Below are 21,262 nucleotides of genomic sequence, written 5' to 3'. Positions count from 1 at the left end.
TGAACGTAAGCTTAAGTAAGGAGGTTATCTCTGAGGCTGATTTTGAAATAGCTAGTTTTTAAATAGCTACTCAACACACCATCAATACAGATTTTTTATCAGTAAAGTTGCAAAAACGTATAAAGTTTGTATTATGCGTGTTGCTGCGAATGTTAATGATAACAATTCGTAATTACAAATAATAAATTTAATGCTCAACAAGGATGCCTCAGATGAATGCAAAAAAGGTACTAGTCCAGTCTATTACTGCATCACTACTCATTGCCAGCGGCAGTTCACTCGCTGCTAACGTAACTAAACAACAGGTAGTTGAACACTACGCAGACGTTGCCCACGCCGTTTATGCTGACTCGTTAACCACTGCAAAAGCACTAGAAATGAAGATCGACCAATTTCTAGCTTCTCCTTCAAAAGCTAAGTTTGAAGAAGTAAAACAAGCTTGGTTTGATTCTCGCGTACCATATCAACAGTCTGAAGTATTCCGTTTTGGTAACGCCATCGTTGATGATTGGGAAGGACAGCTTAACGCATGGCCTCTTGATGAAGGTCTAATCGACTACGTTTCTTCAGATTACCAGTATGAACTGGGTAATGAAGGTGCGGCGGCAAATATCATTGCAAACACAAGCCTAACGGTGGGAGCCACTCAACTAGACGTATCAAAAATCACTCCGGAATTGATTGCAGATCTTAACGAAATTGGAGGTTCAGAAGCCAATGTAGCCTCTGGTTATCACGCGATTGAATTCTTACTGTGGGGTCAAGACCTTAACGCCACTAGCGCAGGTGCCGGTCAACGTGCTTACACCGACTTCGTTGTTGGCTCTGACTGCACAAACGGCAACTGTGATCGTCGTGGTGAGTACCTTCAAGCTGCCGCAGAGCTTCTTGTTCAAGACCTTGAGTGGATGGAAAACCAGTGGTCTGAAAGTGTAAAAGACAACTACCGTCAAGAACTACTGTCAGATTCGGCGGATAACGGTCTTCGTAAGATGTTATTTGGTATGGGCTCACTATCTCTTGGTGAACTTGCTGGTGAGCGTATGAAGGTGGCGCTAGAAGCAAACTCAACAGAAGATGAGCACGACTGTTTCTCAGACAACACTCATAACTCTCACTACTATAACGAACAAGGCATTTACAATGTCTACACCGGTCTTTACAAGCGAGAAAACGGTACGCTGTTATCTGGTCCTAGTATCGCCGATCTTGTTGCTCAAAAAGATAAACAAGCAGCGAAAGAAATCCAAAAGCAGTTTGATAAGACTCGTAACCAAGTAGGGACTCTTGTCTCTTCTGCTGAGAAAGACAATCAGTACTTTGACCAATTAATCGCCGCAGGAAACACTCAAGGTAATGCTCTGGTAAATGAGTCTATTTTTGCCTTAGTCGCTCAAACGAGTGCCATTGAAAAAGCAGCGGCTATCGTTGGTATCGACAGCTTAAATCCAGATACCGCAGACCACGAATTTTAATCAGCTAAAACAATAATTAATCAGAGGGCTCATTCGGAGCCCTTTTGCTGTTTAAGTTCGTTGTAATCACACTAGAAGTAGACGTATTAATAGAGCAATAACATGAAAACATTCTTTATTCCCGTGCTAGCCACGATTCTTTCTTTCTCTGCTATGGCCTACGACGTAAGGTCGGGCGGCAAAACCAGTGTAAAAAAGCAGGGCGCTAATGCTTACTCACTACCCGCCGCGAACCTGCCACTAAGCAAGCGCCTAGACTTTAGCGTTGGTAACAGTTTTTTCAGAAACCCCTGGGTACAGGCACCAGCATCAACAGAAGCACGTGATGGATTAGGGCCACTATTCAATACCAATGGTTGCCAGAACTGCCATATCAAAGATGGTCGCGGACACCCACCGGAAGAAGATGATATTCACGCAGTATCTATGCTGGTACGTTTAAGTATTCCAGCCATGACACCAGAACAGAAAAAAGCCTTCATTATGGATGGCAATATTCCAGAACCAACCTATGGGGGTCAATTGCAAGATTTTGCACTGCAAGATCAAACGCCAGAAGGCGAAATTAAAATTACTTACACCGATGTGCCTGTTCAATTCAAAGATGGCACCACGGTAACATTAAGAAAACCTAAGCTAGAAATCATCAATCTAGGCTATGGCGAGATGCATCCTGATACTCAGCTTTCAGCTCGTGTAGCACCTCCAATGATTGGCCTTGGCCTGCTGGAAAGTATCCCTGACAGCACACTGCTAGAGTGGGAAAGTGCAGGCCGTAGCAGTAGCGATGGCGTTACGGGTAAGGCAAACAAAGTCTGGGATGTAGAAAAAAATGATTTCGCCATAGGTCGCTTCGGCTGGAAAGCTGGTCAACCAAACTTAATGCAACAGAACGCAGCAGCATTTAACGGGGATATCGGTCTAACAAGCCATCTATTCTCCAAGGAAAACTGCACCACTAAGCAAAGTATATGTAGCGACCTGCCTAATGGTGGTCATCCTGAAGTTAGCCAAAACATACTGGATTTTGTGGAGTTCTATAGCCAGCACTTGGCAGTCCCTATTCGCCGCAATGTTAAAGATCCTCAAGTTCAATTAGGTCAAAAACTGTTTGCCTCTTCGGGTTGCGAAAGCTGCCATAAGACGAACGTAAAAACAGCCAAACGGCCGGACCTACCTGCTCTTTCTGAACAACTAATTCATCCGTATACCGACCTGTTGTTACATGATATGGGTGAAGGTTTAGCTGATAACCGACCAGAGTACTTAGCCAACGGGACAGAGTGGAGAACCGCGCCATTATGGGGAATTGGCTACACAAAAGAAGTCAACGGCCACACTTACTTCTTACATGACGGTCGCGCACGCAACCTAATGGAAGCGGTACTTTGGCATGGTGGTGAAGCAGAAACGGCGAAACAGAATGTTCTGGCGCTAGACAAAAAAGATCGTGATGCTCTGATTGCGTTTCTAAACTCTTTATAAGGAAGCGAGCATGAAAAAGACTCTACTAACAAGTGCAGTATTCATGATACTGGGGGTAAGTGGTTGCCAATCCACCCCTAGTAGCCAAAATAGCATTCCGGAGCAGACAACGAGTATTTCACAGGCAGTCTATGAGGTTCAATTTCAGTCCGCGCAGAACTTTCTGCAACAGACCTCCTCACTGGAACAAGCATTCCGCGATTTTTGTTCTCTCGATACAAACGATACAAAAGGACAGGCACCAAAAACGATTCAGGGACAGACACCAATAAAACAGCAATGGCGCAACACAATGCTGGCATGGATGGCGCTACAAGGCCAAGAACGCGGACCAGAAAAGGCATTGGAACAGAGCTGGAACGTGCAGTTTTGGCCTGACAAAAAAAACACCACAGGTCGTAAAATGTCCGTACTAATAAATTCGGAGACTAATTGGAGCGCCGAGCTGCTATCTAAACAGAGCGTGACGGTACAAGGACTAGGTGCTCTAGAATGGTTGCTGTATGACGACATTTCATCACTAAAAACCAGTAATGCCACCTGTTCGACCGGTGTAGCGATTGCCGAGAACCTGCACAACAAAGCACAGATTATCGCCGAAGCATGGGCTACAAACCCATGGAAATCTCTGCAAGAGAAAGAATGGCAGTCTGAGTATATTTCATTAATCTCAAATCAACTTGAGTACAGCATGAAAAAGCTTAGCCGTCCCCTAGCCAATGTCGGTCAGCCAAGACCTTACTTTTCTGAATCGTGGCGCTCAGAAACGTCATTGTCTAATTTAAAAGCCAATCTACAAGCTCTGCAAACCCTCTATTTTGCTAACGGGAATGGTCTGGATGCACTACTAAGAGATCAAAACAAAGTCCAATTAGCAGACAGAATAAAAAATCAATTTGATATTGCGCTAAGAACTTGGCCGGAAGATAGCAGCCTGTTTAGCGCACTACAAAGTAAAGAAGGTTACCGAATGGTACTTGCTCAATACAATAAGCTGGAATATCTGAAGTACCTTATTCATGAAGAAGTGGCTATCGAACTAGGCGTAATAATAGGATTTAATGCTACCGATGGTGACTAATACTAATCGACGAACCTTACTTAAAGCCGCTCTTTTTGGAGCGGCAACACCGATACTCCCTTTTGGGTGTACCTCTATACTGGCTAACGACGCTAAACGCGAACCGGCATTGATTGGTTGTTCAATAATCAATCGCAATGAATATGCGGCTGTAGTAGCAGATGAGCATGGTCAGCCTCTCTTTAAATTACCCATCCCCGAACGTGGACACGGTGTAGCTACGAATCGACAAGGACACGCAACGGTTATCGGTCGACGGCCAGGTACTTTCTTTATGGTATTTGATTACCACACGGAGCAAGTTATCAAGCTACAACTCACTCAGCAAGCAAGACACTTCTACGGACACGGTGTTTACTCTCATGATGGTAATTACCTTTTTGTCACTGAAGGGGAAAAAGGCACCAGCAGAGGTATTATTGGTGTTTATGATGTGCGTGATCAGTATAAGAAGATTAACGAATTATCTGGCTTTGGCGTCGGCCCCCATGAAATCATTCTGATGCCTGATGGGGCTCTGGCAGTTGGTGTTGGAGGCGTACACACCAATGGTAGACAACCTCTTAACCTAAATACCATGACGCCAAGCCTGAGCTACCTTTCTCAAGATGGCGAACTTCTGGATCAGGTTACATTATCAGATCATAAACTCAGCATCCGTCACCTTGCTCATGATGGTTCAGAAACGATACTTTGTGGACAACAATATCGTGGCGAACCGGATGAATACCCCGCATTAATCGCAATGCATACCCGCGGTAGTGGCATGCAAGAATTAAAAGCCGAACCAGAACAGTGGGCTCGATTTAACCATTACATTGCTAGCATAGCAGCAACGGAAGAATGGATTTTAGCCACCTCTCCCCCAGGAAATTGCTATGGAATTTGGTCCAAAACAAGCGGAAAACTGGTTGAGCTGAATGCGTTACCCGATGCGTCAGGAGTCGTGGTTTATGGCAATGAGTTTCGACTTAGTTCAGGAGCAGGAAAAGTTGTTGAACAACTCCCCAACAAATCTAAATACACCCGAACCAGCAGTGTCCAGTGGGATAACCACTGGTCTAAGGTCCTATAAAACATAAACATCGGGACACACACCAAAAGAAGAAAAAAAGAAAAAGTAAGAAAAAGGACACACACTTTAAACTCCAAAACGTCATAATTATACGATCGTCGCTTTTTCGTTATCGTCTCAGTGAAATCGCTAACAATTTTTCTGCCAAAGGAAAATATTAGAAAAATGCAGCCTGCTCTGAAGAGTTGAAGAAATCAGCAATTCTCCAAGATGTTGACTTGTGTAGGTTATTACGAATGAGTTGAACATAAACGTTTATTCTAGGTGATAGATATGCATCTTTTTCTTGTTCAAGGCGATCTTTGCTTTTGTAATACAGTCAGTACTGCCAATTGCGGACGAGCGAGTTTTTTCTAGTGCAGTACATACCGTTAACCAACGTGTTTGATTGAAATTCAAACGCGCCAAAATAGGCGGAACGCTTTCATGCATTTTGGCTGTACCGTCTCGACATGCACGCGCACTCCAATCCACGAGTTCAATATAATCTATTAATCGAAACGGTAGTCCTTCTATATGTTCTTTGCCTGAGTTCCCCACAAATGGATACAAACAAGGCGCGGTAACCAGATCTTTATTGAGAGCATCAACTCTGGCTTTAATGGACGTAAACTCAGATGTTTCCGGAGTTTTGGCAACACCCGCTCGAATAGGATTTAAATCAACATACACCATAGCAGCCGCCAACGCTTTGTCATCCAACAGTGCCTGACTTTTGAATCGACTTTCCCAGAAATGCCCAGTGCAGTCATCTTCTCGGTTAGCTCGACAAGCAATATCGTAGTTGAGTTCTTTCATAAACCAACTCAAGTTCCATAACCTTTCTCTCCATGCTTCAATAAGTTTGAGGCATTGATTCTACTCAGCTTGGCTAACCAACTGCAAATTGAGCCAACGTTGTATTAGTTCTGGTAATTTGTGCTCGTGGCTCCAGCGTTCAACCACCTCATGACGTGACAGAGCCAGCGCTTTATCTTTATTAATGTGCAGCACTAGATGATAGTGGTTGCTCATGATGGCATAGGCACAAACGTCAATACAGTAAACATGAGTAAGAGCGTAGATTTTTCGCTCAATCCACTCCCTACGATGCTCATAACTAGTATGTGTTAATTCATCTTCACCACACAAAAAACTGCGTCTTACACAGCGAGAAACGCAATGGTAATACGCAGTAGCATCAACGGAGATAAGTTGTTTCCTAGCAGTTGTCATAGTGTCAGCAAGCTTTATCATGAGAATTTAAATCACTCTAACAGTTATCACTCAACGGCATTGCTAGTGACAATGCGGAAATAACAAAATCAAACTATTTTAGTACTTTTGGTGTATGTCCCGTAGAGGTACTTCGGTGTGTGTCCTTGAAGTAAAGTAAAGATATTTTGTTGACACATGATGTTATAGTTAGCTTACTATTGCTTATAAGCAACAATGAATAAGATAACTAGGGACAGTCGCCATGTTAAACAGTGTCAATCTTGCTGATATTCGATCTTTTGTATTGATTGCTCAGTTGGGAAACTTCACCAAAGCAGCAGAAGAGCTGTCTGTCTCTCGATCTCATGTTTCTCGTCAAATCAGTGCGTTAGAAAAACAGATCGGGGTAACTCTACTTACTCGCACAACACGCACTTTGAGTCTTACCCTTGCCGGACAACGTTTTTATCACCAATGTGAGAAGGCACTTAACGATATTGATCAGGCTTTAATTGCGGCAGTGGACGACACCAAGGATGTCCGTGGTCTTATTCGAGTAAACTGCGTTGGTGGCTACATAGGTGAAGCGATCATATCTCACTACATCGCTGAATTTATGTCTCTGCATCCTCAAATCCAGATACATTTGGACTTCAGTAGCAACCGCGTGGATCTTATCCAAGATGAATTTGATATCTCTTTTCGAATGGGTGAGATAGACGACGCAGGTTTTGTTGCTAAAAAACTCATGGATATAGAGATGGTGACATTAGCCAGCCCTAAGTATATAGAGAAATATGGCTCTCCAAGCCATCCGAAAGAATTAGCCCAACACAACTGCCTGACAGGTTCGGTGAAACGCTGGAGTTTTCAATCCGTTGAAAACAGCCAAGATCATTACGATGCGAATATTGAAGGTAAGTTCGTCTGCAAAAATGGTCACGCTTTAGTTACCGGAGCACTGTCCGGTAATGGCATCATCCGCGTACCATTAATGTATTGCACTGAAAAAGTGGCAAGTGGTGAACTGGTCAAAATACTGCCTCAATGGCAAATTCCAGCAGTTCTTTTTTCTGCGATATACCACAAGGACAGGTATCAACCAAAACGCTTACGCACGTTTATCGACTTCATTAAACAACAGTTCGATCGCTAAATTGGCATATCCTGTTAGGTTTCTTAGATAGAGTACATCGGTGAAACATTAAACCCTATATATTACAATCGTTTGGGCGTATTGTTTCTCCTGTGCAACAGACTTTGAACTTAAAGGCTATATATCAATAACGCACGATTTCTTACTATGACTCCATCGCAACAAAAGACGTTGCTTATCTAATCAAATTGATAAATGGGGTATAAAAATGAAAAAGCTAATCGTTATTACAGGCGCAAGTTCAGGAATTGGTGAAGCTATCGCTCGTCGTTTAAGTGCAGCAGGCCACCCGCTACTACTTTTGGCACGTCGTATTGACCGCTTACAAGCACTTGAACTACCCAATACCCTATGTGAAAAAGTGGATGTGACAGATAGAGCATCATTTGAAGCCGCTATCACTAAAGCAGAAGCGACATTTGGTCCAACAGATTGTATCGTTAACAATGCTGGCGTTATGCTGTTAAGTGAACTGGATGTCCAAGATCCCGTAGAGTGGAAAACGATGTTTGATGTTAATGTCATCGGTTTAATGAACGGTATGCAAGCGGTACTAGCGCCGATGAAAGAACGCAAAAGCGGAACTATTATTAACATCAGTTCTATCGCCGGTCGTAAAACATTTCCTAATCATGCTGCGTATTGTGGAACAAAATTTGCTGTACACGCTATCTCAGAAAACGTACGCGAAGAAGTATCGGCGTCCAATGTGCGTGTAACAACAATTGCACCAGGTGCTGTAGAAACAGAGTTACTGTCTCACACTACCTCTAATGACATTATTGACGGTTACGAAGAGTGGAAAGATTCGATGGGCGGAGCTCTCGTTCCTGATGATATAGCTCGCTCTGTCGAGTATGCATACCAACAACCGCAAGGCGTGTGTGTTCGAGAGATTGTTATCTGCGCTACACGTCAACAGCCTTAATTAACTCTGACACTACCATATGATAAAGCCTCGATAAATCGAGGCTTTATTCTGCAATATGTCGACAGATTATTTTTGACCGAAGCCCATTACAACAGGCAATACTCCTTGCTCTGTTTCTATTTCAAACGGTTGTGAAACCTGAACGGATAAAAAACCTGCTTTACGCAAAGTTTTCTTCACGGTTTCAGTTGTCAATCCATCATCGTGGCTACCCGCTAGCCAATCCCAATGGATAAATACTCCACCTTTATCCAGCAATGAATAGACTAACGTCGCCGCTTCTTGATAATCATCTAAAAAGCCACAAACAGAAGAGGCTGTAACACAATCAAACTGCCCTCTAAATGCCGGGTGCTGTGCGATCAAGCCACGAGTCAGTTGATCAACCACGGGTTCTACGTTATCCAATAACTTTTTGTCCAGTTCTTCAATCATAGATTCCGAACTATCTAGCGCAACAATTTCCTTTGCGAATGGTGATATCTTTTGGCAAAGCAGTCCAGTTCCACAGCCAAAATCAATGACTCTTTTTCCTGATAGGTTCACCAACTTACTTAGCTCAGCAAATGCTTTCTCTGCAAATTCACTGCTTGCAGGATTACTTTCCCACTTAGCTGCGTATTTATCCCAATTATGAATCATAACCCCTAATCCATTGATATTTTAAACTAAAAAATATAATCACAACTTATTTGGACGCAATTTGGACACAAAACAAGAAGTGAGGTTGGTCTTTATAATTTTGTAAAACCACTTATTTCAATACATTATACTATTTTCTATTGAGATTCATTACTTATCAAACGGTATCCGCTTAGAAAAAATCATACCTCTCCACCAGCTGCTGATATTTAGGGTTTACACGAATACCACTGCTGGATGCTTTAAGGTTTCTTTGCCTAGTTTTAATGGAAAGTTTAAGAGACTTAGATGTGATTGGGTTTTTGCGACCATATTCAGATTGATTGAATTTAGCTATCTTACGCATCAAGTTCACTTTGGCTCGTTCATCTTTTAAACGATACGCACTGTAATACGCATTCATTAGTTTTTTTCTACGGTCAGTTATATCTGTCTGATAATTCATTACGGCATTATTTTCATCATACTGAATATTCGCTCTGCCTGGCGTAAAGCCGATAGCTTGCCCTGTTAACTCAGCGACACTCATATCATCAACAATCACAGAGCCAGACCGACTAACAATGCCTCCCTCATAAATATACCGAGATGTTTTAAGCATGTCCTTAACCGCTTTGGGCATTAGCTTCTCACTACCTCGCATGACATTATCGTTAGAGATGTCGGCTAACCCTTGCGCCCAAGATACCCCTACACCACCAAGAACAGGACCCAACGCCTGCTTCATATACTCTAAGTATTTTTTATCAGCATCCATTTCACGATTAATACTTCTCACCCATAAGTCATTTAGTGAAATTCGGGTTGATATACTTGGTAGTGAACCATACCAAATTAGAGCTGCCATCTCTTTACCTACCATTCCTGACAACATGCTTTTCATTTCTGTTTCAGCATCAAATGGATCATCATCATCACCAAAAGCTGCTTGAGCCGCATCAATACTGGATGATATAGCCCATAGAGGCAGTGCACCGGCACCACCAATAAAGAAAGTAGCAGCAAACGTACCTAATAACTGTTTTCGTGCTTGAGATTTAACCTCTGTAGACTCTCCTTTCAGAGACTTAGTCAAATTCGACCACAAGTAGTAAGTCATATTCTGGCTGTACTGCTTAAACTGTAAAGCCACTGCAGCCATATCACTTTGCATAAATCGAGCTCGGTTTATTGAAGTGTAATCAAAGTGACTGTCCCAGGTATCCTTAACTGCCTGGTCAACAGCCTGATTATGATCACCCAGTTTTTTCATGTTTAGCCGGTATGAGGTTAAGAAAGTGACTTCACGGTTAAATACTTCCGCGTGATGAAATGACCAACCGATAACATTCATTGCTTTGTTCCAGTTGCCTGAATATTTTGCATTAGGGTTCTCAGCCAAACCCACAAGGTCAGCTGTTTGAGTAGTATCAATCACACCTTGTTTAATCGCCATTTTCATGGCCTCAAGTTCACTCCCCTTTAAAATTCGCCCTAATATCCCTGCGCTTCTATCCTTTTTACCTTTAGATGCAGCCTTCAAGAACTCTTGACTAGCTTTGAACATCTCACCACTAGCATTAGCCATTCCATGCTTAGAACCAAGTACAGGCAGCGCAACTTGAAGGTTCTGTGTTAAGTTCACAAGCGCAGCTGCAGGTGTAAGACCCAACATCCAGGTGAAACCTAACCCTGTGAGTTTTTGAGCCCACGATGACCGCTGAGGGTTATTTACCCACTCATGACGTTTACCTAACTCTTCTGTCATTCGGTCCACCTCGACATGATTAGGCAGCTGCTCAGCGTACTTTTTTATCCCTTCAAGGTGATTATCCAAAATATCCATATGATCCAGTCTTGCTTGCTGGCGAGACTGTTTAAAACCATTGTCAGCTAAAACCCTGATAGCATCCTGGCTAAAACCTGCTACCCCTTTACGGTGGATAAAGTTCTTTCTTAGAGAACGTGCAGGCAGGGTGTTTAAATACATCTGGTAGATCTGGTCGGAAAGAGTATCTGCAGTCTCCTTATTCATTTTAGTTTTACGAATTTCACTTATTACATCGGCAACAAAGGGCAACGTTACTTTCTCGCCACCAGCCAATTGTGCCTTCATTCCTGATTCCACGTGATAACCACCCCCAACCAAGCGTTCTTTAGCAGACTCCATTGCAGATTTTGTCTCAAACATCATGTACTGACGTTCACCATTCTCATCTGCAAAATCTAGCCAATAATCCCCCATTCTAGCCAATGGAAAGTAAAGTCCTTTAGCAGCACGTTCTTGTCGCTGTCTTAGTTTTGTGATCATCTCTTTGCGAGTCTTATTGTCTTGAACCGCTCGAGTAATATTCTCTTCCAGTGCTTTGTTCATCCTCGCTGATTGATCACGATAGTGGTCACGCATTTGAATAAATCGTTGCTTTTGCTCTTTAGATAGCCGAGCCCATTTCGGCTTCATCATAGTATGAGCTTTACGTCTGCTTGGCTCTTGTTTCAATAAGTCCCGCTCTTCTTTTAGCTCTTTAAATAAAGTGATTCCTCGTTCTGTATTCGCACCACCATATTCTTTAATCATATTTTGTTTTTGAGCGATACTCTCTTTGAGCTCCAATTCTCTAGATTGAAACGCTTCACTTGGATCAACATCCGCTAATGTCGCATCGTGGGCAAACTCAAACAATTTATCGGCTTGCTCTCTATTTTCCTTTGCCCAATTGGAAAGCTCTTCAGATACCGTAGCCGCTTCTTCGGCCAGCGTATTTTGCGTCACTATCATGGAATTAATTTCTTTTTGATATTCATCAATCATTGTGCCGAGTGGTTTATGAATATAGCCTGCGACTTCGCCTATCTGTCGAAGCGTTAATAAGGCGTATTTGTTTCGAGCGACTGCATCAATTGGCTGACCAATAACCGGCACACTCATTAATGCCTCTTTAATTTTCTTCATCAAACTGCCCTGCTTTGCTGCTAACAACTTGTCAGCAGAAGGCAATTTATCTTTTGAATATTTAACTTCTGAGTCCGTAGTCCCTGGCGTATCGTCTTTGACAATATCTTCCTGAGTCAGTATATTTTCAATAGAACCTCGATTGGGTTTGTCTCCCTTAGGCGTATTACCTTTGGTCCACAAGCCTTGATTACCGCCCTTGGGCAATTGGAGCCCTCGCAGCCGTAACCAATCGGGGTTTTTACTTTTCAAATATCTAGCTAGTCCCTTATCTATCCACCTTTGGTATTTTCTGTCTGATTTTCCATACACGCTTTTTATTGAATGAACAGATAATGCACGTTCTTCTTTAGTGTTAACTTGAAGAGCAACCATGACTCGATCGTTTCCTTCAATAGCTTCCACCAAGATATTCTTATCACCATTATCATACTGAGCTTTGTTTGTTGCTGGGTCTGGGTCAAATACAGCAACAGGATCATTGATTAACTCTGGAAGCTGCTCAATAACACTTAAAGGGACATCATGCTTTACACCATTAGTCACCTTTAAAATCTTATCTTTGGAAATGACAATATCGCTGCTATCTACACCTATCGCCTTTAGAACATCGGGCGTATCCATCACCTTCAAAGGTTTAGGCCGACTCATCTTATTGTTGATATACCGGTACAAATCAGCCTTGAAATCTCCTCGCCCAAAGTACTGGTTATTCACTTCACGAGAGTAGGCAGGAAGCAAGCCCTGTATAAACTGTTCGCCGTCAGAGCCGCCTGAATAACTTACCTCCACATTTATCGGGATATAGACAGGCTCACCGGCACTCTTATTGGCAATGGTTCGGGCAATATTGTTTAGTTCGGCTTGGGTTATATCTTGCTGACTCATTAGCCCAATACGCCGCAACACTTTAGCGATGATGGCAATCGCTCTATCTAACCACGCTTTTACTCTTGAATCAGAGATGTGTTCATTAGCATAAGCTATTGCTTCTTCTGCCTTTATATAGTCAGATTCATCACCGTATACCTTTTCAACATGCTCCCAGATCCCTTGAAGATGCTTACTGTTTTTCGTCTGGTGAACTAGATTAAGCAGCTCATAAGACTCTTCATCCGACATCAGTTGATCTAACTTGTAATGTGTTAGTACTTCATGTCTTAATTTACGTTTTAGATCTTGAGTATCTTTGAGGTTTTCTGCCACCAAATACACCTCTGCATCTCCATAGAACGCATTTATTTGGTCATCATGTTTGAAGCCAAGAAATACCTCTGCATCTCTTTGTGTCGCAAATACATTGATTGGTACTTCATTAAGGTTATGACGTTTCTTCCAGCCATTAACAAAGAGCTCAGCTTGTTTTTTCCCCATACCCTTACCAGGCGTTTTCTCTGATAGCGACTCTAAAGAATAAAGAACATGTCGACCCGTTTCTTCATCGATGCTGCTGTACATCTTTTCAAACAAGTTAGAAAACGCATACGAGAGTCCATTATCCAACTCTTCTTTAGTTGGGTAAGGATAGGTTTCAAGATCGGCTTTATCTTCAGGAATAACATTTGCCAGATAGTCATTGGTAATGCCATTGATACTATTTTGCTCTATTACCCACGCCTCAAATGAACGCGCCAGCTTTTCAATAGTCGTATCCCAGTATGGCTGACTGCGAAATTTGTCCCGCTCAGAAGATCGCTCATCCACTTTGGTTGCATCAACTGCTTTTCTCAAATCGAGAAAAGCTTGCGCTAACTCTTCACGGATTTGTACCTGTTCAACTCTGGGATTCTCCGTTATCCAATCACTATAATGACCATTTTGCTTACCAAAATAGTTATCCAATGCATGAAACCATTCATGAGCTAGTGATCCCATGCCACTTTTCTTGGTTAGGTTAATAACAACCTGCTTAGGTTCATAGTGCGCTGCAGCAGGGTTTCTGCCACCTATTCCTCTCGCCCCAAATGCAAGCCCTAGTTCACCATTTAGCGACAGTGCCTGAGTGGGAACCCCTATCAATTTGGCTAAATCCACCAGCGAATCATACGCATCATTCAGATCTTTTTGTCTGCGCTTACCTTCCACCCAGTTACCAAATTGGACGCCTCTAAACTGAAACTTGTTGGCAAACATTTCTGGTGTAACATCAACGGTTCGTCCATTTTCTCCCTGGCGAATTCGGTTTTTATCTGTTCTCAGTTCTCGACTCAGCTCTTTACGTACCGCAACAACTTTACCTTCAAGCATCGATAGGTTTTCTTTTAAAAAATCTGCAGCTTCTGAGTAACGACTAAAACCCGTTTGAATATCGACAACTCGACTTCCGACTTTGGTACCTATGATCACTTTACTGCGATCGTATCGATTGGTGTAGATACCCAGATTGGTTTTAGATTTTGATTTGGCTTCTTTTTCTGCCGGTACATTCTCTCGAATGAACGCCAAAGCCTTTTCTTTAAACTCTTTTTCAGAGCTTACTTCTAGCTTGTTTCGATACTGTTTCTTGAAACTAAATATATAGTTGTTATTGAAGGGACTTTTACCCAATGAGAAGTGAGGCAGAGCATCTATTTCCTTAAATGTCATATCTTCAGCAAGATCAACCAGCATCTTTCCTGTAGGTGTGGCCATAGTCGATAGATCTATATCGCTCTCTGGGTTATCCAGTACAGTTTTAAACACGACTCTGGCATGTTGAACCGCCTGTACCCATTTTTGTAACCGTATGCCATATCGACCCTTTGCTGGGATACTTCCTCTAATAAGACTCATCAACACTAGGTTAGATTTTGATACACCTAGCTCATGCAGTTTTTCATAATTAGGTTTAGGCACCAACTCTGATAATGACTTTCCTTTTAGTTCATGAGCCTCAATCTGCTCATGAATAACATCGCCAAATTTCCCCCAGTTGTGTTTACGCGCACCGGCTAACTCCTCACCAAAGTCTTCTATCTTTGTTCCAGGAGCTTTCTTATCTGGAAATGATTGATCATTTTCATTCTCAGCTTGCTTCTTCGTCTGCTCACTGCTTAATTTTTTCTGTTGTATCTGCTCATTAAGTGAAGCGGTTTTTGTTGAAAACTTGTTTGCTAGGTTACGGATACTATGCTCAAAGCTTTTTTTCACTTCTGGCAAAGAGACTGTTTTTTCATCTATCTCAAGAACGGTACCGGCAGACGCTTCAAGCTGCTCATTTACGGCCTTAATGGTCTGCGTAATTTCATTCTCAATAAATTGTTTCGATTCGGCAGATTGCATATAGTCTTCAAATAATTTCTCAGCTGACTGCCGCCTTTGAATGTTATCTGGGTTATGTGCTTCTCTTCGAGCTTGCTGCTTTACTTGCTTCTCATAAGCCTGAAGACGTTTCTCACTGTTTTGAAACTCACTAAGCACAGCATCAGTATTAAAACCTTTTGCTCTTTGTATTTTGCGTCTTAAACGTTTAGACATTCCTTTCGTTTTTGCAGTAATTCCTGAAAAGTCTTTGATTGGTTTTATACCTTCTTCACGTAACTTCATTGAATTAGGTCGGTTGGAGTAACTAGATACAGGAGTATCTATTCGATTCTGGATCCCTTGCACTTTTTCATTACGCATTTCAGATTGTTGATGAGCTTTATCATAGGCAAAACTTTTCGTTACCGGCTTTCCCTCAACTTCATCTTTCCAATTTGGATTTGCTTGCGGCTCTGGCTCCCGGGCATTACGCTCGGCTTGCGCTTTAGCCAGTAGTGCTGCGTTTTTAGCTTCTTGTTCTTTCACCGATAAAGCTTGGTCAGAGTCTGCTTTATTAAACTCTCTGCCTTTATCATCATAAGGCTCCGCTTGATATTCATCGTTCTTTGGCAAAGCTCCATCGTCCATTAACCGACGGTATTCATTTTCTACCAAGCGATCTATTAATACTTTATTACCCTGATCTTCAGGAAGCAGTCGCGCAATAACTTGTTCTCGTATTTGCTTTCGTTTCTTAGCTGCACCGTTGGCATGACTTAAGTCATAGCGCTCTACTGAACGAGCCTGTTTTCGCGCTGGGTTATCCCGAGCAGCCATGTTTTCTTTATTTCGCAGCTGAGTATCTTTAATGGCGGTTTGAAATGGGTCTATGGACAATGACCTAGCCTGCTCCGCTAAAGCGGTATACTCGCTCTCCAACTGCATTGCATCTTCTTCTGAAACCGTTGTATCCATCAGTATGGTCTCAATTTCTTTTGCGCGTTGCGGATTGAACGCCCTGGCGTACTCAATAATCTCCTGGTCTTGATTTCTCTCTGGCAGCACACCCTTATTGACTAATGCACTACGAGTTAACGTTATTCGTTCACTCATTGGCTCTGCAGTACTAATCGCATTACCCGTCTGTTCAACAGACTGGGTAGGCTCTACCAATACCTGTTCACTTTGTCTTTTTGCAGCTTCAGCCAAAAGGTCTGTTGTGATTTTCTCTTGATGATTATTGAAAGCAACAGCATCTTGCTCTGCCAATGCTTGTGCAAAGCTGGCCTTGGTATCATCGAGGTGATTAAGCTCTGTATCTACAGGGCTATTTCCAGTGATTGGCTGTTCAACAGCTCTTTCTTCAGCTGAAGGAATCGGCTGTGTTTGCTCCTGCGGCTGAAGTTGCTCTGCGGTTGATTGAGGTAACGCTTCAATAGGTTTGTGTCGATACCCTTCTACACCACCACTGGCGGCTCCTAATACACCACCAATAATGGCTTCATTTGCAGCACTTGCTGTTACTCCATCCCAAAGGTCATGATTTTGATTGATAAGATTTTTATAATTTTCATTGGAAACAAACTGCTCCATGCCACCTTGACCGGCTTCTTGAGCACCTTCGGTTAAGAAGCCTTTTAATAATCCAGACTTTAGTGTTTTACCAGGTTCCAATACATTGCCAGTAATACCAAAACCTCGGCCGCCTAATGCACCAGTTATTCCGCTTAGCGCATTCGCTGTTGTTAATTTTGGACTAAAGAATGCATTTTCTGCCGCTTTTTCAGCCAACATGAACCGAGCCTTTTCACCCAATTCGACGTCTGTTATATGCTCATTTTCTGGGTCATCACGCATGTTCCAATAGAGCTCACTAAAGGCCGGAGAGTCTTTCAATGTGTTCCAATCAAGGTTTTGGTATTTCTCACGCTCTCCGTTAGCCACCATGCCGTTGCCCATCGCAACACTAATACCCGCATTGGCAACCGCATTCTTTGCTCGACCTTTAAACCCAAGCTCTGCCGCCTTTCTTTTTGCACTGGCTTCTAAGGCTTCTTTTGACACCTGCTTACCAAGCATTTTAACACCCGTTTTGACACCTACTTTGGCGATACTACCGACACCAAGCCCTGTCGTTAGAAAAGAAGCAACCGTTCCTACACCCTGCCCCATGTAGTTTACCCAAGTACGAATATTCCCAGCCCCTTCCCCCAGAGTTAAACTGCCATTTTCATCTTGACTAAAAATTCCCTGAGTCAGTGAGTTCTGGCCCTCTTCTGACATTTCATTGATTTGGCTATTGGCTCTATCCATCAAAAAATTTCTGACACCTTCACCCGATCCGGTTAACTGATTGATGGTTTCAGCATCACCCGCTATCCCCTGATACCATCCACGTTGAACACTATCAATAAAATCACCCAACACCCCTTGATCATTTCCTTCAGTAGTCACTCCGACTTCTACATCGTGTAATGGACTGCGATACATATGAGTTTTCCTTACATGCAAAAAAAAGCCCCGCACTAAGGCAGGGCATAAAATTTAGGTATAAAAAAAGCCGACTCATAAAAGTCAGCTTGGCATCTTTGGGCTAATTAATCCCAGTCACAAGATTAGTCAATTGCCCCATAACACTATGGCCAGTTTTAATGATTCATACATTTCGACAACAGCTGGCCAACCACCACCGGTATACTCCACTAATGCTCTATACTCTGGTGCAAATGCAATCAATACTCCTTTAGAAAGCATAAAAGAGATAAAAATAAGGCTGATCCAATACAGAGGCTGTTGATACCATTTATAAAGCAAAGACATAGAACTTATAACACCATGGGCAATAGCATTAGTATAGCAAAGCTAGTTAAATGGTCTTACTGTTAAGCCGCTATAATCTGCCGTTTTTTGGCTTTGTCCAACGGGAGAACGAAACGACTCTGCCATTCGATTCAATATACCTGGCGTTCGAGCCTTGTACTCATGAGTCATTAGCGACGTAACCTGTCCATCATCTCTTCCATCCATTGTACTGGTACCCATTGGCGTATTATTCCGACGTCTAGGAGAAATAAAAGCCGTTTCGGTATCCTCGCGTACCTTTTCTGAAGGAGTTGTTTCTATATTAATTTTGTCTGCAAATAGATCGAAACCTTGCTTACGGATATTTGTTAACACACCCCCAAGCGTACTCAATTTAAGCACCTCAGAATTATTAGACATATAATCATCTAACCGAGCATATAAAGGTTTAAGCATTAACAATTTATCTTCACGTGTAGCCATAGTATCTGAATTGATTTTATCTATTTGCTTAACTATGTCAGTAGCATTCGCATCAAAATCACTCACTAGTTTTGCCATTTGAGTACCTGATGTTTTCTTACCATTTTCTTTGGCTAGTGCTAACCGAAATGCTTGCTCATCTTCTCTATCACTAACCTGATCAGCTCGCTGCTTTGTATACAGCTCATCTTGATCTGCTTTTACTTCCTCTCTTCTTGTTTGCCAGGTCGCGTTGGCTTCATCGATATCAGCCTGGCGTTTGCGTTCATCAATGACACCATCTGCATTTTCATTAATGGCTTTGCCACCACCTGCGACTAAAGCACCTAAAATACCACTTAAAGACATAACTACATTTCCTGCGCTTGAGGTTCAGCCATTGGTTGAGATTGCCCTTTCATATCCTGAGTTAGCTTTTGCAAAAACATCTGGAAGGCTTTAATTTCATCTTCTGACAATACACCTTGGCCCATATCCAAAATGAGCTGCATAGCCACTAGAAAAACGGAGCTCATCGCTTGATCCAACTGTTGTTCATTTAACCCGTACTGTTCAAGCAATTGTTGAGTAAGGTTCATTGCGCTTTGCAACACAACTTGAGGAGGAACAGACTTACCATTCTCTTTAGCAGAAGACAGCGTGGCAAATATCGACCCCGCCACCATCGTTCCAATGGTATGTGCTGGATTTTCTGGATCAGGTGATGTCCCAGATTGCTGCATACTTCGCTGAGCCAATCCGTCAAATTGCTGCTGCATTTGTTGCTGGCCTTGTTGTTTCATTTGGTTGATCATTTATAAACTCCAACTGGTATCAATATCTGATATCCACGCAAATTGTGGCTTTGAGGGTATTTGAGAAGGATAAAGATTAGGCATTTTCATAGCAGGCAAAATACCCGACGAACGTCTGCCACTATCGCCAGAAGATGGCTCTCTCGGTACAGACGTGATATCAATCCCTTTACTCGCCAAATAATCACGGTTCTGGTTCTTATAGCTTTCCAAACCAACTACATCGTCTACCATACCAAGGCCAATCCCAACCGTAGGCGTATTAAGCGCATTTGAAATAGATGCCGCACCAGCGCTTCCTCTCGCGGCAGAGTAGGCTGCGCCTGCTCCAGCAACTGTTTTACCAGTTGAAATCAAACCATCGCCTTCCATTTGGCTCTTCATATTACTTTTAAGCTGTTTTTCCCAGTCAGTATCATCAGAAGTCCATTCTCTAACGACTTCGACACCCTTCTTCGCTACAGCGCCTCCAAAGGGCACACCCGATGCGGCACTGATCATGCTTCCTACTGCATCGGCTGCAATATCAGTGTGTTTCTCATCAATGGCTTCTTTTGCATAATTAGCGATATCCTGTTCGCCTTTTTGGTAACTTGGTCTTGCGGAGAATGCATCATTAGGGGTATAGCCAAGTTTGGCTTCTTCTTTAGTAGGTGGCCTAAAATGAATAGACCCATAGTTGCTAAAGTCGCGATGTTTCATTTTGTCCAACACGCCGCCGCTGGCGAGAGTTGTCTCATTCTCAGCGGACTGTTTATCCAACGCCTTTTTTGCATCGTCCTCTTCTTGAGCAAGTTTTCTGGCTTTTGCTCGCTCTTTACGTTCGGCTTTTTCCTTTGCTTCTCGCGCTCGCTTCTCAGCCTCTCGACGCCTTCTTGTTTCTTGTCTTGATACGTAATTACTTTCTCTGCGATTGCGATCACTCTCACTACGACTTTCGTGTCGCTTTTTACCAATTGAATTGTCAAAACTCTCACGTGACATACCGTAAGAACTTGCGCCACCTATCGGTCCATAGCTCATGCTACCCCCTTGTTTTTAATCTAGCGAGCAACCCACCACCAGTTAATGCGCCTTTTTCACCACCGATATTGGCATCAAAGCGAGTATCAATGTCAGTGGCCCATCCGGTACGTTTATCTTTGACATCTTGCTGATGATCCGAAAATTCTAAGCGGTTTTTCTGTCTCAATTTTTCTAGGTCCACATCTTGCGAGTACTTTCTATCCTGCAATGCAGATTGAGCCATATAACTGCCGACACCAACAGCAACCCCACCAAATAACTTGCTGGTTTCAGGGTTACTCTTAAACCAATCCATTGTTCCGTTAAACATGCTTGTAAAACTCATAGTTGCCTCATTAGATCAAATCGGGAAAGCTTGTCCAATCTTGCTTGGTGGTGTTTAGATTGCTGAACATATCTTTAATACTGCTTAATTGTTCATCGCGTTTTTTGACCAAATCCGTTATGGCATTTTTCTTTTGGTCTGCTGGAATCTCAGATGCCTGTATATCTTTGTAGGCATCCATAAACCCTGTACTCATGTTACCCACCAACTTGAGATATTCCCCGACCGTATTAGCTCGAACACTGTCTTCTTGCATTTTCTGCTGATGACGTTGTTGATCATCTTGTAAGGTCGTTTGTTGCCTCTGTTGTACATTTTGCTGTGCCATTGGTAATGCCGCATCTACCATTGCTCGCTGGGCAGCTTCAGAGCCAATCGTCGAGTTTTGTAGGCCTCTACTTGCTGCAGTACGTAGACCGTTCGCCTGTGCACTGCGCATTGCCAATGAGTTCTTTCCTGTGATTGCTGCAACCTCATCGGCAACATTCAGTGTTTTAGAGGGGCTTTGTGACGGAGTGTTTGGAGTGGGAATGGCATTATTTACTTGTGAATTCTGAGTTTGAGGTGACGTAGCAACACCTTTCACTCCAGATTGCATGCTGGATATGATGCTCATAATTACCCTTTATTTATAAA

The 21,262-nt window shown here is 42.7% G+C and carries 13 protein-coding genes and 3 pseudogenes; 6 read left to right on the top strand and 10 right to left on the bottom strand.

Annotated features, from left to right (window positions below):
- Positions 1–212: 212 nt before the first annotated feature.
- The 4 genes from CHJ_RS18195 to CHJ_RS18180 all read left to right on the top strand — a co-directional run bounded on the left by CHJ_RS18195 (position 213) and on the right by CHJ_RS18180 (position 5,116).
- On the top strand, positions 213–1,475 hold the full coding sequence (locus tag CHJ_RS18195) for an imelysin family protein (RefSeq protein ID WP_317918537.1): 1,263 nt from the start codon (positions 213–215) through the stop codon (positions 1,473–1,475).
- A 102-nt stretch (positions 1,476–1,577) separates the two neighbouring features.
- The gene (locus CHJ_RS18190) at positions 1,578–2,960 is read left to right on the top strand and encodes a di-heme oxidoredictase family protein (RefSeq protein ID WP_317918536.1); all 1,383 of its coding nucleotides are present in this window, start codon (positions 1,578–1,580) and stop codon (positions 2,958–2,960) included.
- 10 nt (positions 2,961–2,970) lie between these two features.
- Positions 2,971–4,041 carry an imelysin family protein gene (locus CHJ_RS18185; protein WP_317918535.1) on the top strand — a complete coding sequence of 357 codons (1,071 nt, stop codon included), beginning with the start codon at positions 2,971–2,973 and terminating at the stop codon, positions 4,039–4,041.
- Positions 4,022–5,116 (top strand): DUF1513 domain-containing protein, encoded by a 1,095-nt coding sequence (locus CHJ_RS18180; RefSeq protein ID WP_317918534.1) that lies wholly within the window; start codon positions 4,022–4,024, stop codon positions 5,114–5,116. The genes CHJ_RS18185 and CHJ_RS18180 overlap by 20 nt, the downstream gene beginning before the upstream one ends.
- 255 nt (positions 5,117–5,371) lie before the next feature.
- On the opposite strand, the pseudogene CHJ_RS18175 reads toward CHJ_RS18180, so the two are convergent.
- A pseudogene (locus CHJ_RS18175) lies at positions 5,372–6,331 on the bottom strand (transposase).
- A gap of 244 nt (positions 6,332–6,575) precedes the next feature.
- Between CHJ_RS18175 and CHJ_RS18170 the strand changes: the two are divergent.
- Together CHJ_RS18170 and CHJ_RS18165 are read left to right on the top strand one after the other, a co-directional pair.
- Entirely contained in the window at positions 6,576–7,469 is an 894-nt protein-coding gene (locus CHJ_RS18170; protein WP_171753459.1) for a LysR family transcriptional regulator, read from the top strand.
- 208 nt (positions 7,470–7,677) lie between these two features.
- On the top strand, positions 7,678–8,397 hold the full coding sequence (locus CHJ_RS18165; RefSeq protein WP_171753458.1) for an SDR family oxidoreductase: 720 nt from the start codon (positions 7,678–7,680) through the stop codon (positions 8,395–8,397).
- A gap of 69 nt (positions 8,398–8,466) precedes the next feature.
- Here CHJ_RS18165 and CHJ_RS18160 read toward each other — a convergent pair whose 3' ends face one another.
- The 9 genes and pseudogenes from CHJ_RS18160 to CHJ_RS18120 form a co-directional block, all read right to left on the bottom strand.
- On the bottom strand, positions 8,467–9,042 hold the full coding sequence (locus tag CHJ_RS18160; protein ID WP_317918533.1) for a class I SAM-dependent DNA methyltransferase: 576 nt from the start codon (positions 9,040–9,042) through the stop codon (positions 8,467–8,469).
- A gap of 172 nt (positions 9,043–9,214) precedes the next feature.
- Positions 9,215–12,013: pseudogene (locus CHJ_RS18155) on the bottom strand (PLxRFG domain-containing protein); the annotation flags it as partial.
- Between the two features lie 216 nt (positions 12,014–12,229).
- A pseudogene (locus CHJ_RS18150) lies at positions 12,230–14,560 on the bottom strand (LPD5 domain-containing protein); the annotation flags it as partial.
- 3,255 nt (positions 14,561–17,815) lie between these two features.
- Positions 17,816–18,016 (bottom strand): hypothetical protein, encoded by a 201-nt coding sequence (locus tag CHJ_RS18145; RefSeq protein ID WP_171753455.1) that lies wholly within the window; start codon positions 18,014–18,016, stop codon positions 17,816–17,818.
- 42 nt (positions 18,017–18,058) lie between these two features.
- Positions 18,059–18,829, bottom strand: coding sequence for a hypothetical protein (locus tag CHJ_RS18140; RefSeq protein ID WP_317918532.1), 771 nt, complete (start codon positions 18,827–18,829; stop codon positions 18,059–18,061).
- Positions 18,830–18,831: 2 nt separating this feature from the next.
- Positions 18,832–19,275 (bottom strand): hypothetical protein, encoded by a 444-nt coding sequence (locus CHJ_RS18135; RefSeq protein WP_317918531.1) that lies wholly within the window; start codon positions 19,273–19,275, stop codon positions 18,832–18,834.
- The gene (locus CHJ_RS18130) at positions 19,276–20,298 is read right to left on the bottom strand and encodes a hypothetical protein (RefSeq protein WP_317918530.1); all 1,023 of its coding nucleotides are present in this window, start codon (positions 20,296–20,298) and stop codon (positions 19,276–19,278) included. It lies immediately after the preceding gene.
- Position 20,299: 1 nt separating this feature from the next.
- Entirely contained in the window at positions 20,300–20,626 is a 327-nt protein-coding gene (locus CHJ_RS18125; protein WP_317918529.1) for a hypothetical protein, read from the bottom strand.
- A 10-nt stretch (positions 20,627–20,636) separates the two neighbouring features.
- The gene (locus CHJ_RS18120; RefSeq protein WP_317918528.1) at positions 20,637–21,242 is read right to left on the bottom strand and encodes a hypothetical protein; all 606 of its coding nucleotides are present in this window, start codon (positions 21,240–21,242) and stop codon (positions 20,637–20,639) included.
- Between the last annotated feature and the right edge of the window lie 20 nt (positions 21,243–21,262).

The organism is Vibrio sp. MACH09 (assembly GCF_033238805.1).
GTDB lineage: Bacteria > Pseudomonadota > Gammaproteobacteria > Enterobacterales > Vibrionaceae > Vibrio.
Note: the sequence above shows the minus strand (reverse complement) of the source record. Positions and strands in the feature narration are given on the sequence as shown.